Source organism: Pseudoalteromonas luteoviolacea DSM 6061 (assembly GCF_001625655.1).
In the GTDB taxonomy this organism is placed as follows: Bacteria; Pseudomonadota; Gammaproteobacteria; order Enterobacterales; family Alteromonadaceae; genus Pseudoalteromonas; species Pseudoalteromonas luteoviolacea.
In genome coordinates this window covers 25923-46210 of sequence record NZ_AUYB01000102.1, presented here as the reverse complement: position 1 = coordinate 46210, position 20288 = coordinate 25923, and the positions used below count along the sequence as shown (strand labels likewise).

The 20288-nt window shown below is 43.3% G+C and carries 1 protein-coding gene; it reads right to left on the bottom strand.

Translation table 11 applies throughout. The features are described 5' to 3' along the window. Positions 1-94: 94 nt before the first annotated feature. Entirely contained in the window at positions 95-20236 is a 20142-nt protein-coding gene (locus N475_RS25450) for a non-ribosomal peptide synthetase (RefSeq protein WP_063365292.1), read from the bottom strand. Between the last annotated feature and the right edge of the window lie 52 nt (positions 20237-20288).

Sequence of the window (20288 nt, the reverse complement as noted above, 5' to 3'; positions counted from 1 at the left end):
AAGATAAAGTTGAATAAGGCTTTTAGAAACGCTAGCGCACCTATATCAATAACGCAAAGCCCCAATTGTGTTGGGACTTTGCGTGAGGTGCCGTTTACGGTGTTGTGACCTTTGAGTTTTGCCAAATGATTTGGTAGTGCTTATCATTTTGCCACTGCTTAAAATAAGTCTCGAACAGCGTTTCCCAGTTTGTTGAATCTATATCATACCTTTCCAGTAATGCTAGGTAATTGTCTTTATCATAGGGTGCCATTGGCATTAAATAGGTCTCAAAGAGATACTCATCGTAGCCTGGCCGTTGGGTTAATAAGCCGTCCATAATTACCCGTGTGTTACCTAGTTCTAAACCATCTACATAGGCTTTGCACGCATCAATGAAATGTGATTTTTTCGATTGCTTAAAACTCAGCTGTCTAGACTGCGCAAACTCATAGAAATGCGCGATGGGTAAAGGTGCTGGATTTGCCACGTGAAACACAGTATTACGCTTTTGTTTATCTTCCATGCCCTTAACAATGGCAGTTGCTGCTTTATCAACTGGAATAATATCAAGTAAATAAGGTACATCGCTCGGTATGATTGGGACTTGCAGCATCATTTTTAAAATTCGATGGAAGATATCATCCGTATTACCTATCCCGGTTTCTGATGAGCCTGATATTTGTGCAAAACGATAAATGGTGTATGGGACGCCTACTTGTGAGGCCTGTCGTATATTCTCTTCTTGCACCCATTTAGATTGGCCATAGCCGCTGCATATTAATTCCGCATCTTCAACATTTATAAAGTCTTCCACTGGGTTAACTGAAAAATGAGAGTTCTTAACTTGCGTGCTAGCCGTCGTGCTCGAAACAAAATGAATCATTTTGAGTTTATCAGTTGTCGCTATTTCTAGCAGTTGGTTAGTACCCGCAACTGACTTTTTAAACGCAAAATAGGGCTGGATATGATTTACGTATGATGCGGTATGCACTATGTGTTGAATTTGTTCACATAACAATTGCCAATTTGAATCAATTAAACCCAAGCGTGATTGCTCCATGTCACCGATCATGGGGTGAACCCTAGCCATATCAATATCCAATTTATATTGTTGAGCTGATTGTTTAATCCGTTGCTTTGCTTGCTCCAATGATTCTGCGCGTATCAAACAGAAGATAGTGGCCTGGGTCTCATCTAGCAACTGTTGCAGTATGTGGCTGCCTAAGAAACCGGTCGCACCAGTCAATAAAACAGACTCTACCTTGCCATCAAACGCCTTTTCCAAGTCATCTGTTCTTGTTACGGGCGTAAAGCCCGCATCTAATATAAAGTCGGGTTTTTGCTGCTTGTCATTGTTTGCATTGCCTTGATATTGCACTTGATAGAGGCGCTCAATATCCTCAACAAATGCGCCTATTGTATTCATATTTTTAAAGGCATCTGCCTGTAAGTCTATTGCTAATTTTTCTTTTAGCTGCTGAAAGGTTTTCAGTAGCGAAATTGAATCAAACCCGTATTCGTAAAGGTCGCAGTCGAGATCCAATTCTTGTGATGAAATACCAATTACTTTGCTCACTATCTGGATAACAGTACCACGCACATCTGACTGAGTTTGAACATGCTCTGATACACTCTCAGCAGGCTTGTGAGCAGCCGTTTTATTAACATCACGTGTCATCAACTTTGCGGTGCTTTGATAGATTTTATCCGGTGCTGAGCTAAGCAAGGCACCCATGCTTGAATGCTCAGAGCTTAGTAGTGACTCGATCAAATCTAAGGCATCAGTCATCTCAATGAGCTGGTAGCCTTTTTTCTCGGCAAAGCCATTTTCAATGCGCTTAACAGGGTCTTTGGATTGCCAATATCCCCAATTAATTGCCAGTGTTTTGCCTCGCCGGCTTCCTTGTTCTACCCACTGCTGACGTTGGTTGGCGAATGAGTTTTGAAAACCGTTGCTATATGAATATGATAAGTGGTTTAGGCTGCCAAAAATAGCCATGGACGAGAACATAATAAACATGTCTAAGTTTGAATCTCCAAAGGTGCTATCAAGGTTTATCGAGCCTTGTACTTTGACGCGTATCGCTTTTTCAAAGTCTTCCCAAGTAGCTTCATCATCAGAAAATACAGTGCCTAAATGTAATATGCCGTTTAAAGCAAGGCGATTATCATCCAAGTACTGCTTCACTTTGTTTAGGTGTTGCAGCGATGTGACATCGGCAGTTAGGTAATGAATATGCCCCTTACCAATTGAATTGAGCTTCTCTAATGGTTCTGCACAATCTTGTATTTGACGTCTACCGAGCATGACAACCGTGGCGTTAAAGGTTTGCAATAAGTGTGTGCATAGAGCGACTCCAAGCTCACCTAGCGCGCCTGCGATAAGGTATACACCATTTTGTGTAAATCCAGCTCCTTTGGTTTGCACCTGTTCAGCCTTGTGTAAAAATTGACCCTGACGAGTTTGCCCAAGATATCTCACGTGGTTTGGCTGTAAGGTCTGTCCATTTAAGCTGGGTGATATTAACTCTTTGACGAGTAATTCAGGCCAATCTGAGGTTTTGTGGTCAAATTCTATCAATGCCCAGGTATGCACCTCGTTGCGCATCGTGTAGCTTCTGAGCAGAGCAGCTATATCATCAAAGCTGGAGCGCTCGGAACTAGTTGGCTGCGAATAAAGCAGTTGCATCGGGTGTTTATCAAATGGTGCGATTGCCTTTAGAAGGCTATAAAGTGGTTTGATATATGAATTAACCGACAGTAAATCGCTCACTTCAGCGATAAAAAATACCACCTCAGGTAAAGACTCTGCGCTGAAAGTAAGCGTTTCTAGTTGCTCAAACGACACAATTTCAATCGCCGCATTGCCTAGACTATTGATAAGCGGGGTCGAAGTCACAGCATCTTGTGCTATCACCATGACCTTCTTGTTTCCGGTGGTTGTTTCGATATGTGCTTGCCAATCAGCCGGTACGCTCAAAGGTTGGGCTTGAAACTGATTGTTTAGAAGCAGCCATGGTACAAGTTCTTCCTTTGTGGTCGAAGTTTGCTCAATAAATGATGTGGTAGGAAGAGACAGCTTTTTCGGTTTAGTCGTATACAATAGCGGCCAATTCACACCTTTGCCTTCAAGCCAAAAACGCAGCAGTGGTTGAAAATCATGATGTAATTGCTGAATATCAGAATCATCAAGTGCAGGTTGTTTTGTGCTTGGCGCTTTTGAACATTCCAGTAAGTCATCACTCAGCGCATGTGTAAGTTCACCCTTTAGTTCAGCGATAGAAGATACTACCCAACCAATACGATATTTTTGGGCGGCTCTGCCTACTTGCAGGGTGTACGCCAACGATTTAAGTGCAACCTGTTCGTTTGTTTCAAGGTAAGTATTTAGTTCACGTACTTTGTTCGCTAGGGCAGATTTGCTGATAGCAGATAACAATACAATGTGCTCACTGGCTTTATCATCTAAAGGCTCAATTTGTTGCGCTTGAGGAGAGTACTCTTCCAAAACAAGGTGTGCGTTAACACCACTGATACCAAATGAACTTACTCCAGCACGGCGCTTGAGCGAGCTTTCCCAATGGCGAGTATCCGTTTGCACCTTAAAAGGTGAGTTTTCCAGAGATAAATAGGGGTTTAGCTCATTTACATGCAAAGAAGGTACAAGCGTTTTGTGCTTAAGCTGTAACAGAACCTTTATCACTCCCGCGATACCTGCTGCGATTTCGAGGTGGCCAATATTACTTTTTACTGAGCCTAAGGCACATTGATGAGGTTGTTTGTGTTCTGACGGTGTTTGTTTATACGCTGCTTTGAGTGCATCTATTTCTACTGGGTCGCCTAAAGATGTACCAGTACCATGACACTCAATGTAGCTGAGTGTGCTTGGATCAATTCCCGCATCTGCCCATGCTTTGTTTAGCAAGCGAGTTTGTGCTTTTGCATTGGGTACGGTGAAGCCCTGAGATTTACCTCCATGGTTGATGGCTGAGCCTAAAATGGTACCGTAGATATGGTCGTTATCTTGCTCAGACTTTGATAGTTTTTTGATAAATAACATACCGACACCTTCACCACGGACAATGCCATCGGCATCCGATGAGAATGTACGACAGCGTCCAGTTGCAGATAGCGCACCTATATCATGCATGGCAAGAGAAGCACTGGGCGAATCTATGACATTTACGCCACCAACGATAGCTTGTTCGCATTCTCCGTTTTGGATAGATTGCACAGCTTTGTGGATGGCGACCAAAGACGATGAACAGGTTGTGTCCACGCCTTCACTGGGGCCATGTAAATCTAAGAAGTAGCTCATTCTATTTGGTGCATAAGCAGGTGAGGTGACTAAACCATCGTGGTAACTTGCCTGACAGCCAATAAATAAACCGGTATTGGTACCTGCAAGTGATTTGGGGTCATAGCCAGCATCTTCAATACATTTCCAAACATGCGTCATCAGCAAGCTTTCTTGTAATTTGATACGCTCGCTTTCAGCTGGGGCAATGTTAAAAAATAATGGGTCAAAGATCTGATTTCGTTCAAGGCGACCTAGCCAATTGACTTCAGGAGGAAATGCTTTTTGTGAACGAGTATCGTCACTTGATAAACCCGTCCATGTATATTCACTGATGCAATCTTGCTCATCAATTAAGTTTTGCCAAAATGCTTCTAGATCATGTGCTTTTGGGAATTGTGCGCTCATGCCGATAATCGCGATGCGATCTTCTATCGTGGTACTTTGAGTGCTTTTTTGATCGTTAAACGATGCTGCGTTGTCCGTCGATTGACTAATCAATTTATCACTGTGTTCATCCAAAATGTGACGCAAAATGCCATTTAAGGTTGAATGCATAAACAGTACACTTGGTGAAAGCGTTAACTCATATTTAGCATTGACTTGATTAATAAAGGTAATAAATGCAATTGAATCAGCGCCAAAATCACCCAAATCAGTATCGACATCAAGATCACTCACCTGCACCCCTAATACATCGGCAGCAATTTTAGCAAGTCCCCCAGTCAGTTCTGCAGTTAGGGCATCGATACTTTCAAATTGCGTCGAAGCCTTTGAAGTCTGGCCATTTTCTTCGAGCCTTTCTACTGTAAATTCCACCAATGCTTGTGGGTAATTCAAAGCCGAAGAGAACGCGTCAACGCCATACTGTGTTGGCATCGGGGCAAACCCGTTAGAACTCAATGCTTTGATAACATCGGGGTTGATAGTCATCCCACCTTCTTGCCAGTATGGCCAGTCAATACTGGCACTTAAGCCTTGGCGTTTACCTTGCTTTTGCAATGTGTCGCGGTGATGCATATAGCTATCCAAAAAGGCATTTGCAGTGGCATAGTCAACTTGCGTTAATGCACCATGGACGCCACTTTGTCCTGCAAAACAAGCGAAAAAGTCTAGTGCAATATCTTGAGTGGCTTCGTCTAGGGCAACCACACCTGTTACTTTAGGAGCCAATACTTGTTTGAATGTCTTGCAATCTTTATTGGTCAAAAGTGTATCTTGAACTATGCCTGCGCTGTGTATCACACCAGACAAAGTGCCATATTCAGCGACAATCTTTCTAACTAATAGCAGCACATCCATTTTGTGCGATACATCGAGCTTTTGATACTGTAATTTAGTTTTTGTGCTTTGTAGTTTGGCTAAATGAGCCTTTACTTCTGGGTGATCAGCGGGCTTCCTACCAGTGACAATAACCGTTTTATGAAATGGTTGCGCATTCAGCATTTTAATGAAGTGCCTGCCAATTCCTCCAAAACCACCTGTAATCAGATAGATACCATTTGATTTGAATGGGGTTGCTGCGGAGTGCTTAGAAACGGGCGCATACTCTAAAACCGATCGTATATTGTTTTGATAGCGAACAATCGCTTCTTCAAAGTGATGTAGGTTTTCATTTAAGGTATTCGCAATCTCACGAGGTGATAATTGTTTATCTAAAATAACCAATTGGGTTTTCAGGTTATTACACTCCATGCTTGCGGTTTTAAGCAGTGCATGAAAACACATATATAGGTTTGCTAATGTGATGTTTTTGCCTGAATCTCCTATCAACAATTGCAGTTTGATAGGCTGTTTGGTCGCGTACAAGCGCTTTACCAGCTCGACCAACTGAAAGCCGTAATCTTCAATCTTTTGCTCAATAGAAAAATGGCTCGAATGCAATGTGTGTAAAGTTTCGCTACTGTGCTCAACTTTAGGCGCTTCACATAAAACAACATGGTGTTGATAGTCATTATCCGTTGCTTGAGAGCCGTGATCATATAGCGGCTTTGCAGTCCATACAGGTGCTTTAATGTTTACTTGGCCTGCTTTGAGAGTATCCAAAGTGGGCGCTTTGGCGACACTGTGCTCACCCACAGGGATAGATTTGAGTGCAAATGAGTAGGTGGGTAAACTGAGTTTCGGTACCTGACCGCCTCGGTATATAAAATCCCAATCATCAAAGCCAGTCTCTAGCCAAGTACTTAAAATCGCAGTGTGATCACCTTGCTCCAGTATCGCTGCCAGCGTTTCTTGTCGCACGGATTTCTGTGGTGCATTGTTATAATTGGGAGATACCAAATAGTGTTCGAGTTTGGCTTTTAGCTCATCAATGCTATTAATGACAAAACCAGTACGGACATTCATCACAGCGCGGCCGTTCTGAAGCGTGTATGCAAGTCTTATTCGTGCACAATCAATCAGAGGGTTGTCTGCAATAAAAGTGCGTAGTTGTTCAACCTGAGTCGCTAATACTTGTGGATTGTGTGCAGACAGAACCACGATGGAAGGAGAAGCCATAAGTTTCTCTTCGAGGAAGTTATCAGCAATACTAGGAGATGCTTCTTCCAAAATAGCATGTGCATTGGTACCGCCAATACCAAACGAGCTGACCGCGGCACGCCTTGGCAGCAGCGGTGTATGCCAATCTTGTGTATTCTCTACAACATAAAATGGAGAGTTGATTAAGTCGATATGTGGATTAGCATTGTTGTAATGTAACGATGCCGGAAGCGTTTTGTGATAAAGTGCCAAAGATGTTTTTATCAGTCCTGTTAATCCAGCTAACGTGTCTGTATGGCCTAGATTGGATTTTACTGCACCTAAGCCGCAAAACTGTTTATCGCTAGTATGTCTTTGGTAAACTTGCTGTAATGATGTAAATTCAATTGGGTCGCCAAGTGCTGTACCTGTGCCATGCGCTTCTACATAACTGATCGAAGCAGGAGATACATTCGCAGCCTTAAGAGTCTGCTCAATAACGCGCATTTGTCCCTGAGTACCAGGTGCAAAGAAGCCCGCCTTGTCTTTACCATCGTTATTTACTTTGATACCACGAATTAGGCTGTAAATGTTGTCCGCATCTTCAATGGCATCATCTGCGCGTTTTAACACAATGACAGACACGCCACTTCCGCCAATCATACCATCTGCTTTTTCATCAAATACTTTACAGCGTGCATCACCAGCAAAATTGAGGCCTTCTTCGTATTGATAACCTGTATAACGCTGCGGGTATAAACATGCTGCACCAACAATGGCATAGTCAATTTCTTTGGCTTTCAGTGCGCTACAAGCCAGTGCGATTGCAGACAGAGAAGAAGAGCAGTTAGAGTGCACAAACAGACTCGGTCCATTAAAGCCAAGGTGATAAGATATCGTTGTAGGCAAAGTACCAGGCTGATTAATCGTGGATGCAACATAGTCCTGCGCATTTAAAATAAATTGGCCATCTTTAAATTTATCTTGCAAGTTAAGGTCTAGGCTGTCTGCGCCCGATGATGATACATAAACTCCTGTATTTGGCATTTGTTCAGCGCGATAGCCTGCATCTTCTATGGCTTTCCATGCATGTATAAGCAACTGACGCTGAGAATAGCTCATGGTTTTGGCATTTTTTTCAGAGATATTAAAAAACTCTGGATCGAATTGTTCTTGTCCATCTATCCACGAGTCCAGCCATGTGATATCACCTTGGGATTCAGATTCGCTCAGGCGCTTTAAAAAGTCTCTTCCTTGCACAAGGTTTTGCCAAAATGCTTGGTGAGTAGGCGAGTCAGGGTACTGGCAAGACAAGCCTATCATGGCGATGTCCTGTGTATAGTTATCGGGTTTTGTAACCTCGACTTTGTGCATAGAATTGTTTTGTTGTTCAGCAACATTGCATTGTTGCTGAACAACAAATTCGGTCATTGCGTCAATGGTACTATGCTGGAAAATCTGCGTAATTGGGAACTCCACTCCTAATTGCGATTTAAACTTGGCGCTCAATATATTGGCAAGCAGTGAGTCTCCGCCAGCTTCAAAAAATGGCACGTTGGCTGCAATTTGCTCGACTTCTAACACTTGCTGCCAAATTTGGGTTATTGCTGCATGTATGCCAGTTTGTTCAACCGCGGGCTGCGTATGCGTCAAGGTTGCAGAATGTGCAGTATCGAATGATGCGTATTTTGTGGTTGAATCTGTCGTACCTTGATTAAATGGCAGTTTTTTGAGGAGTGTTTGTTTATCAATTTTACCGTTTGAAGTTAACGGGTAGTTTGGCACTAAAACGAAATAAGCAGGTACCATATATTCTGGTAACTCGGCTAGTAAATCCGTTCGTATTTGGGCTGTAGAGGGGGCCTCTGATGCAATTAAATAAGCTACAAGGACCTGGCCAAGCTGCTTTTTAGCTGCGACCACGTAAGCATCTTGGATGTAGTTCAAGGATTGTAAGGCATGCTGTACTTCGCCTAACTCAATACGGTGGCCTCGGATCTGAACTTGGTCATCGGCTCTGCCGATATACTCCATCAGGCCTGCTTGATTTAAGCGAGCTAAATCACCTGAGCGATACAAGCGTTGACCTAAGTGCTGAATAAAACGCTCATTGGTGAGTGCATCTTGATTGTGGTAGCCTCTAGATACGCCGCAGCCACCTACAAATATTTCGCCAATTTGGCCCTGTTGCACAGGATTCAAGTACTCGTCGAGTAAGTGTATTTCATAACCCGGTAAAGGACGACCGATAGTACTTTGCGCTTTGTTTGAGAACACTAAATCCGCGTTAATTGTGATTTCGGTAACATGTACCGTTGTTTCTGTTATTCCATACATGTTGATTAATTCAGCATGCGCTGCTGATTGATTAAACCAGGGTATCAATTTTTTATGGTCAAGTGCTTCGCCCCCAAAAATAATTTTGCGAAGGGCGTTGCCGTGACCTGAGTTTGCAACCAACTCATCAATTAACGGATAAAACGCTGATGGGGTTTGGTTTAAAATGGTTACTTGGTTGTCAACAATGAATTGTGCAAAGCTGTTAGTGTCCTTTCGTGTCAATTCATCTGGAATTGTCAGCTTGCCACCATGCAGTAAAGCTCCCCAGATTTCCCAAACTGAGAAATCAAACGCATAAGAATGAAAAAGACACCAGACATCCTGCTCGTTGAAGTCAAATAGCGGCTGTGAATTGATAAATAGATTACAGATGTTGTGGTGTTCAACTAGAACGCCTTTTGGCTTGCCTGTTGAGCCCGATGTATAAATGACATAGGCCAAGCTGCTGGCTGTAGCACAATTGATGTTGGCCACTTGTGTATTGCTAGAAAGCGCACGCTGCAAGTTGATCACCTGATGATGTTCAATCGCTTGAGCATCAGGTAAGTCAGCACCAAGTACCAAAATACTCGCTTGTGCATCTTGTAAAATATGGCTGATGCGAGCCTTGGGTGAATTAGGGTCTAATGGTACATAAGCCGCACCAGATTTTAATATACCTAGGATAGCAACAATCAGTTCAATTGAAGGCTTGGCACATAACGCGACAAGATTCTCTGAGTTCGGCTTAAACTCTGGATGATTGAGGAGGACCTGTGCAAATTGGTTTGCTCTATCGTTTAAGTCACGATAGTTGATTGATTGCATACCAAAGCTCACCGCTGTGCGCTCTGAGTGGGTGCGTGCTTGCATTTCAAATTGCGATACGAGAGAACACGCCTGCATCTTATTTTTAACCACAGATGACTGAGTTGCGAATACAGGAAGTGCACCAAGAGTGGGTTTGTCGGCAAACATGATGTCTTCAAGCAATGCTAAGAAATCCCTAGCCAAGGTATCGATCACGTGAGCTGGGTATATTGCTGCGTCAAACTTAAATGCTATTTTGAATGCATGTGGCAAAGGAGTCACTTCTAGACTTAGATCTAGTTCAGGCTCTTGTAAGCACTCTTGCCATATTGAATCGACTAGGTCTTGGTTAGACTCAATCCAATCTGCTTTTAAGAAGTTATGATATGCAAAACCGATTTGAAATATTGGATGACTTTGCTCAGTTCTTGGGGCTCCCACTGCACGAACAATTTCAGAGAAAGGTAAGGCGCTGTGTTTTATTAACTCACTCAATCCACGCTGGTTACTACCTGCTAACTCGTCAAAGGTTTTAGCTAGGTCCAAGTGTGCTCTAAAAGGCAATTGATTCACAAATAAGCCAATGGAGTTTGCCATCTCTTTTGTTGGGCGATGTAATACGGGAACGCCGACCAGGATATCCGTGTTGTTTGTTTTGGCACCAAGTAAAGTCTGGAAAGCCGCTAAGAAAAATGCTGCGGGATTTACTTTGTGTTCACCACAGTACGCTTTTATTCGCTCTAAACTGTTGCCAATCAGCGGTAATTCTAGGCGACTCGCCAGTTTTACCGTAGAGCTTGCTTGTTGCTTTTCAGGTAGAGCAAGTAGGGGCAATGGGCCTTGCAAATTAGACTGCCAATACTGTTTAAGGATGTTGCTTTGTGCACTTTGGAGCAGATTTTTTTCCCATTCTAGATAAGTGAAAAAGCCGAGATCTTGGGATGGTGGTTGCAAAACTTCACCGGATATTCGGGTTTGATAAGCGCGCCATAGGTCCTCAAGCAACTTGGTTGCAGAAACACCGTCAATGATCAGGTGATGGAATATCAGTACGATGACATCTACAGGTTGCGTGTTGTGGTTTATTTGCCAGCATGTTGCACGCCATAATAACTGGTGTTGTTTATGTGGTTCATCATTTTGATTGATTGTGAACGGCTGCTTTATCTGTTCTTTGATCAATTCTAAAAGTGCTGATTTGGAAGCAATATCCGCACTTTGCTGGGTCAAATGTGGCGCTAAACCTGTAACTTGTTGTTGTGGTAAGCCTTCAACTTCAGAAAAGACAACCGACAAAATTGGGTGTTTTTGGCTTATCCAGTTAATTGCATCTTGCATACAAGGCACATCAAGGTTTGCAACCTCAAACACCATAGGGACATGATAGCTACTTTGCGATGGGACTTGCTTTTGCAGTAGCCATAAGCCTTGTTGTGCTTTTGACAGCGGCATAGCTGTGGTTGCACAAATCGGGGTATTTGGCACCTGACGAGGTTGCTGTTGTTGTGGTGCTTGATGCTTTACCAAATAATCACAAAGTTGCGTGATTGTACTAATGTCAAATAATAGGGTAGGTGGAAGCGTATCAATGGCTAAAAAGCTGTCTGACTCAATCTTTTGCACAACAGACATCAGCATTATCGAGTCAAAACCCATGTCTTGAAATTCAGTGTCACTGTCTAAATCGGCACTGTCAATTTTCGTGATACCTGAAATAACTGACTTGATATAGTGGCTTATCTGGTGTTGAGATTTACCTGATTCAGCGAGAGAGTGACTGCGTTTAGCCGTATCAGTTTTTTGCCAGTTCCACAGCTTAGTCATCTTTTCGGCATCGCCAAATAAAAAGCAATGCTGAGTATCGATAGTCTGTGTTGTAAAAATGCGGTAGAAAGCTTCAACGCCGGCTGCACTAGGTAATACTTCTATACCTTGTGAATGCAATATTGAAGTTGTGAGTGAGTCAACTTGCATCCCGCCTTCTGACCACAGCGGCCAGTTAATAGAAAGGCTCAGACCAAAGCGCTCACCACGCGTTACTCTATTTTGTCGGCTGGCCATGAAGCGGTCCATGAAGGCGTTGGCACAGGCGTAATCCGCCTGTCCCATATTGCCAAATACAGCTGCAATAGATGAAAAGCATACAAAAAAGTCCAAATCCATTGACTTGGTTGCGTCATCGAGATTAATTAACCCGCCAACTTTAGGCGCAAAAACGGCTGCAATCTCTTGCGACGTTTTGTTGCTAATTAGCTGATCTTTAATTACGCCTGCACTATGAATAATCCCTGTAATGCTACCGTGTTGAGCGCGAATTTTATCAAAAAGCTGAGTAACAGATGCGGCGTTTGCGATATCAACAGACTCATAGCTGAGTTTAGTACTTTCATTTTGCAGTCTGTTTAATTGTGATTGAATCACACTGTTCAGTGCGCTTCTGCCAACAAAAATAATGTGGGATTGTGATGTATTTTCGATAATTTCTTTTGCAAACACTTGTCCAAGTTGGCCAAGCCCACCTGTAATTACGTAAACGCCTTGCTCTTTCCAAGGAAGCGTAGTGGTGTCTACTGATGAAAAGGGTTGCAGGTCAAAGTTTAAGACTTCTCTACGCCCTTGGGTATAGCGAATACACTCATCTTGTTGATTCAACTCTTGATTTAAAAGTAGTTCGAGATTGTCATGCCGCTCGGTGCAAATTAACTGTGCTGAAATACGGTTGTATTCAATAGTTGCACTTTTTAGCACACCACTTAAAGCACAAAGTAGGTTACTCTGATCTTCCACGACCACTTGAATCAACAATTTCTGCCCATCAGCTACACTGTTCGCATCAAGTGCTTTATAGTAGGCAACTAGCTTATTTGTATAAGTTTCAAGCTGATCTTTTACCTCGGTCTCACGACAAGCAAAGTGCGTTGTCGGTGCTGATATTGAGGGTGTTAAATCATCCCCAATAAGAACAACGCGACGCTCTTTTGGTGCATTGATGTTTGAGTTTATCGCTTCTTCAGCCCAGTTTGCTGTGTAGTGTAAAAGCGCAGGATTTACCGCCGTTTGATTTGAGGTTGAATGTAGGCTGGCTGGTTTAAAGGCCTCATTTCTTTGCACATCAAAGTCTAAATCTATATCAGCATCTACGCTAATTTGAGACGAAGTACTTGCATTGGGTTTTTCAACAGGTGTTTTTGGCAACCAAAATGAAGTATCTGCAAAAGGATAAGTTGGTAAACGCAGCAAGCTTGGTAAGGTTTGGCCATAAAGTAGTGGCCAGTCGATGCTGGCGCCCACGACCCATAATGCCAGCAATTTGTTTAACTCTCCTTGCTCAATCCAGCGTGTAAAATCGCTGCTATCAAGCGCACTTAAAATTTCTTTGCCTTGTTTAACTTCACCTTGTTTGTAGGTGCCGCGGGCATCTTGCAAAAAGGAGTCGAGTTGAGTGCTCACATCGCCTAAGGTTTTAGCACTAAATGCAAGCCTATGGTCCATTTCTTCGCGCGCGCTTTGTAATGTATACGCTAATTGGCCGAGCTGTGAGTCAGTGAGGCTCTCTTGGCTCAACCAATTACGTAATTGCTTTGATTTATCGATAAGAGATGCTTTGCTTTTGGCACTTAGCGCAATAACAACAGGTTGAACCGCTGAGTCATTTTGACGTGAATTTAGGGGCTGATATTCTTCTAGAACCACATGAGCGTTGGTGCCACTGAAGCCGAATGAGCTAACAGCTGCTCTGCGTTTTTGATTATTATCAGGTTGCCAATATTGAGCGTTTTGGTTGACAAAAAATGGTGTGTTTTGCCAATTTATATGTTTATTGCCCTGCTCAAAATGTAAAGAAACAGGAATGGTGCGGTGTTTCATAGCTAACAAAGTTTTAATGACGCCAGCAACGCCCGCAGCAGTTAAGCAGTGGCCGACGTTGGTTTTGACTGAACCTAACGCGCAAAACTCATTTTTATTGGTATGTTCTCGAAACGCGCGAGTAAGGGCTTGAAACTCTATTGGATCGCCTAATTTTGTGCCCGTGCCATGCGCTTCTAGCATTTGAATTGAGTCAGGCGTGATGTCAAAGCGGTTATAGATTTCACGGTGCAATTGCTCTTGTGAAAGTGAGCTGGGGGCTGTAATACCGCTGGTGGTGCCATCCTGATTGGTCGCAGAACCTAAAATAACACCGTAGATTTGATCCTTATCTCGCTCTGCATCCTCTAACTTTTTCAATACCAAAACACCGACGCCTTCACCTGGAACAAAGCCATTGGCGCGATCATCAAAGGTATAGCATGTACCGTCTGCACTGAGCATACCGGCTTTACCAGCATGGATAGAGAACTTTGGAGAACACAAAGTGGCCACACCACCGACTAATGCACTGGTGATTTCATTATTGTTAAGTGCCTGGCAAGCGCTGTGCAGTGCGACTAATGAAGAAGAACAGGCAGTATCAATCGCAAGGGCTGGGCCCTTGAGGTTTAAAAAATAAGATACACGTGCAGGAATGACCGAACCTGCATTGCCCCAAAATGCTTGTGCTGGTGTGTCATCTTCAGCCAGTCCTACGTAGTCACTTTGCGCACAACCTAAGTATACGCCGACGTTTTGGCCCGATACTTTGGTTATCATGTTAGCGTCTTCAAGCGCTTTGTAGGCCTCTTGTAAGAACAACCGTTGCTGCGGATCCATGTACATGGCTTCTTGTGGTGTGATTGAGAAAAATGCCGCATCAAAAGTGCTGATGTCATCAAGCAAGCTCGCGTATTTGCTCCAAACTTGCTCTTTTTCACTCAATGAGTCAGTGTTCCAGCGAGTTTGCGCTTTTACAGAAGTTCTCTTTTCTGTAAGCATGGACCAAAATTCTTCCAAGTTGCGTGCATCGCCAAATTGACCGCTCATGCCAACAATGGCAATTTTGTCACTTGGCTTAGCTATATTTTGCTTTGTTGCCATAGTTTTTGGGCTATGTGCATCGTATTTTTTAAGGCTAGACATGTTGGGAGTGGGTTGCTCTGGCAATGGCTGACTCGAAACCAAAGCGGCTGCTTGTGTCGGCATCAATGTAACAGCACTATCTTTATGCTCCTTGACTATATACTCGCTTAAAGTTTCTATGGAAGGGTAGTCAAAGAGCAAAGTTGCCGGCAAATTCAAATCAAACTTTGCGTTGATTTCATCTAGCATTTGAATAGCTAAAATGGAGTCCACGCCATAATCTGCAAATGACTCTTCAGCTTCTAATTCGTTCGGTGCCATATCTAGCGCTTTGCTGGCGATGTTAAATAGAGCGTCTTGTACGAAGTCTGCGACAGCCTGTTCATCACATGTTTGTGTATGCTTTTGGAATGTTTGCTTTGCGGCCATATTTTGTTTGTGTGGTCTTTTCTGAACGTTACTCGAAGTTTTTTGGTTGCTCTGTTGTTGTATCTGCCCATCACTGAATGCACAAAAAATTTGCTGGGGGCTGTGTTTATCTGCTGGATGTGTTACAGATATAAAGCCTGATTCTTCAAGTCCTTTTTGCCACCCTGAGATGGATAACATCGGCGACCCAGTTAGCCGCAAGTGGGTGTCTTGGCTAAGCCACCAACCTTCAAGTAAGCCAAAAGTGAGGTGCGTAAATAGTGACTTTTGTACGACTTCATTGATAAGCAACAGCCCACCTAATTTCAGACAGGCTTTGGCATTTTGCAGGGTATTTTTAATATCTGCAGTTGCATGCAATACGTTCGTTGCAAGTACTACATCATAACCGCCGATATCGATATTTTGCGGCTCAAGCGGTTTGCTGATGTCCAAATATTTGGTTTCTAAAAATGGATATTCTTTTTGATAGTGCTCTTTGGCGTGATTGAAAAATGCTTGAGATAAATCAGTGTAAGCATATTCGTCTATCTGCAAATGTTTTAGTGCAGGTAATACTGAGCGAGTTGTGCCCCCTGTACCTGCACCAATCTCTAGCACTTTAATTGATGGCAGGTTGTGCTGAGTCAGGTATGCTTGCAGTTGTTCGATCAAAACGTTATTAGCGTAATCAGCAATAGGGTTATTTTGGTAAACTGCTTCTACTAATGCCATGGATGCATTTGGAAATACGGCATCGGTGGCTTTCATTTCGCCAGCTAAAATTGCTGGTAAATTTTCTAAGCAGTTACTTAGTAAGGTGCTTTGTGCATTTTTAGGCGAGCTAGCTTCACCCTCAGGGTTTTTTATTACCCCATCTTCAATTAAATTCTCGCCAGTTAAATAGTGCTGGGTTTCAGCCCACCATTTATTAAAATAGTTTGGTAGGTTGTCAAGGGCCTGTTGGCGCGCAAGCGGTTCTTGCCAACCGGCTTTAATTAAGGCTACGCACAACTGTGTTAAGTTTGTCTCGGCCTTAGCGTTATTTTTCGGTGCGCGAAGCTTTGAGTGAGCCAGAGTGATTCCCGACTGCTCGCCTGAAGCGCTGTAGCTTAGTTTGTTTAGTGAGTTTTTGAATTGATCTTGTGTCACTTTTAGCACGCCCGTTTGTGAGAGCCCTGAGCCAATGAATTTATCCAGAGCAGCCATACCGGCATTAGCCTCAATGGAGCCAATACCGATTGCTTGCATTTTCTTCTGGTAGAATTCATCCTGCACTACGCCAACCGATCCCCAATATCCCCAATTAATAACTTTGACAGGGCAGACTTTTTGGTAGGAGAGGGCAAGGCTATCCAAGTATGTGCAGCCGGCAGCATAGTTACTTTGCCCTGCAGCCGGTGAAAATGATTGCATTGAAGAAAAGAACAAGAAGAAATCTAGGTCGAGTTGGCTAAATACCTCTAAAGCCGTTTCACCAGTTTTTTGTTTAGCTTCATAGCTCCTCAAAAACTGCGCTTCATCCATTTTGGCAATAGTTTGGTCTTCCAAGTGCAAAATTGAGTGAACCACGCCATTGGGCGCTCCATACTGGCGTTGGATTTGATCGAGTACACAGAGCATGGCCGTTTTATCGCTCGCATCACAAGGGATATAAACAGGAGCTTTGCCAAGCTTTGCAAGACGAGCGATGTGTGCTTCGATATCGCTATTTTGCGCTCGTCTCCCCAACCAAATAATTTGTGCGTCAAAGTGCTCAATCATCCACTGACTCCAAACTTGACCTAGGCCGCCAGCGCCACCCAGCACAAGGTAAACCCCCTGTGGTTTGTAGTTACCCTTAGGGGCGTTTAAGTATTGGTGTGATGCAAGTTCAAAGTTGTACCACTGGTTGTTTCTCAGAGCATAAAAGCCGGGTGTTAATTGAGCTATTTGCTCAGTCAGTTGAGTGTTTTGCAGCGAGTCTGTGATATCGACAATTCGCAGTGTCCAACGCGAGTATTCTTGGACAGCACTTTGAACTAAGCCAATGATTCCAGAGCCATCCGCCTGTACATCCTCACCAAACACAGACTGGGTTTGTGCTGTAATTAATGTGATTGAAAGGGGCTTAGCATCATAGCCTTGTGCTATGAGCCTTTTAAGGTGTACAAAGAGTTTAACTGGCTCAGCGTAATCTCCTTGTGCAATCCAAAGGAGGTGATCTAGCTCACCATCATCGATATGCTCACAAAGCCAATCTGGTTGAGACTCACTTGGGCCGATATATTGCCAGCGGTTATGTGCTACAGATTCAGTAAATGTGGTTGGCGTAACCTCCGTCCAGCTAGGCTTGAGGGTGAGCAATGTCTCTTGTTCATCAGCTGTTTTGCACTGTGAGTCAATTGGCATTACTCTGGTCGAAAACCCTTGAATGGACACCAACAATTGGCCTTCTAAGTCATATATATCGACATCAAATTTTTGCGTGTTTTGACTTTTTTCACTGATTTTAATTGCTTTAACTAAAACTTCTTGGTGTTCACTTTCTACCAGTGTACTTGCGTTAAAGTAGGTCACTTTATCAGTGGCAAATGGCAGAGCGAGTTGGTCTGGAGAGAATATTATCAGTGATTGCAAAGCGCTATCTAATAATGCGGGAGACAACGCAAAGTCATGGCAAACCGCTGAAGAGACCTTAACCTTAGCTAAAGCAGTAACGTCATTTAACTCAACCTTCTGTAGCCCTTGAAAACTAGGGCCATATTCGATACCTGCGCTGGAAAAAAGAGCATAGATTTGCGAAGGCTTTAATACGCTTTGCGGTGTTGCGACTGAATCGAAAGTGTCAGAAGGACGATGCTCGCCAATTGAAACATTGCCACTTACGCAAGTTTGTTTTTCACTATCAAGCTTTTGCCAGATTTCAAATTGAATACCGTTATCAGTTCCCCATAATGACAGATACACTTTTCTTTGCTCTTCGCAAGAGTCAGGATTAATGCAAATTGGGCGTAGCCAATTGATGTTGCCAATTTCAATGTTGTGCGTATTGCCCAATTCATGCGACAAAGCGATTGCTGAGCGAACCATTTCTAAGCTACAAACCCCTGGTAATATGCGTTCCCTTTGAACTTGGTGATCTACAAAGAAAAACTCATCTCCTGAAAATAGTGAACTGAATAGCAACTCATCGAAAGCTGGTAACGACTGGTGTAAAAGGGGATGTAATGCATGTGTAGCTAGCTGCAGATTAGGTTTGGTCATCCAGTATGGCTTTGGGTCAAATGGGTATACTGGCAAGGCGATGCGTTGTGGCGTGCCATTGTGATAGAGCATTGACCAGTTTACTAAAGCCCCTTCCAACCAGTGGGTTAGCATCTGTTCAAAGTTGTTTGCTTCGCTTGATTTTATGTTGGTTTTATTTACTTTTACCTGTTGCCAATTACCCTGTTCGTTATCGACAAATAATTGAAGTTGTTTAACTACGTCCTCGATAGAGTTTGCGATAAAGCCCATACGGTATTGCATGTTATCGCGACCAACCTGCAATGTGTAAGCTAGGTTGATAAGGCTTGCATCATCGATATTTTCCCCTTGAATAAACGCAAGTAATTGTTTTGCGCGCGTGACTAAACCATGCGCTTTTTTAGCCGATAAAACAATCGCAAAGGGGCCGTCCATTTCTACATGAGGTACATCTAGTATTGGTGGCGATTGCAAAATTACGTGTGCATTTACGCCAGCAAAGCCAAATGAAGAGATACCAGCAAGTACAGGTTTTTTGTTGTTTTGAGACCAAGGTATACAGTCTGTTGCAAGTGTAAAAGGTGACTTTTCTAATGCGATTTTGGGGTTGAGTGTTTCAAAGTTTTGTAGCGGTAGTACTTGCTGGTATTTAAAGCTTAAAAGCACTTTGATGATCCCTGCGATACCTGCAGCTGATTCAAGGTGGCCAATATTGGTTTTTACCGTGCTGAGGTAACATGTTTCGCTACTTTCTGAATTTTTAGCCTTGGTGGCTCGAAATGCTCGTTTTAGGCCTTGGATTTCTATTGGATCACCAAGTACAGTGCCAGTACCGTGCAGTTCGATGAAAGACAAGTCGTTTGAGTGAATGCCCGCGTTGTTAATGGCTCCTTGAATTACCCGAGATTGTGAAAATGGGCTTGGTGACGTTAGGGTGTTGGTATGGCCCGAATGCCCAACACAACTACCTTTGATGACACCATAAATTGTCAGGTTTTCGGCAATGGCACGTTCTAGAGGTAATAATAGAATCATACCAACCCCTTCGCCGCGTACATAGCCATCGGCGTCGGCATCCAGCGTTTTACAGCGCCCTTGAGGAGAAAGTACTCCTAGTTTACTAAAAGACACATAGCGGCTTTTTGTGATTAGTAAGTTAACTCCACCAACCAGCGCAGCATTAATTTCGCCAGCTTTGAAATCATTGACTGCTTTGTGAAGCGCAACTAAAGAAGAAGAACAGGCTGTATCTACTGTCTCGCTTGGCCCTTGAAAGTTAAAATAATGAGAGATACGGTTAGCAAAAACCCCGGTGGACATACCGGTTAAAAAGTGTGGATCAATATTACCTGTTGCAAGCTCTTGGTAATCCGTATTACTACACCCTAAATACACGCCCGTTTTAGTGTTTTTAAAGGTATTTGGAGATAAACCTGCGTCCTCAAAGCAATGCCATGCAAGCTCCATGCTAAGGCGCTGTTGTGGGTCCATGCTTTGGGCTTCTTTGGGAGAAATGGCAAAAAAGCTGGCATCAAAGCCATCTATGTTGTCAATGAACCCACCCCATTTGCTCACTATTTTTTGTTCGTCTTTTTTAGGGGCTGGATCAAAGTCGTCTTGCCATTGCCAACGGGATGAGGGGATCTCAGTGATACTACTTACTTTATTGGATAAGTTGTGCCAAAACTGCTCTTTTGTGTTTGCACCGGGAAAACGCAATGATATGCCAACTATGGCGATATCTTGTTGAGCGTTCGCGTGTTCTGGCACTATAGTATCTTGTGTATCTTTCATGTTTTGTCTCAATAAAACGGGTATATGGAACAAAGGGTTTGACCGCCAACCT

Coding starts and splice junctions, on each gene's coding strand:
- N475_RS25450 (WP_063365292.1), bottom strand. CDS start 20,236: ATGAAAGATACACAAGATACTATAGTGCCAGAACACGCGAACGCTCAA.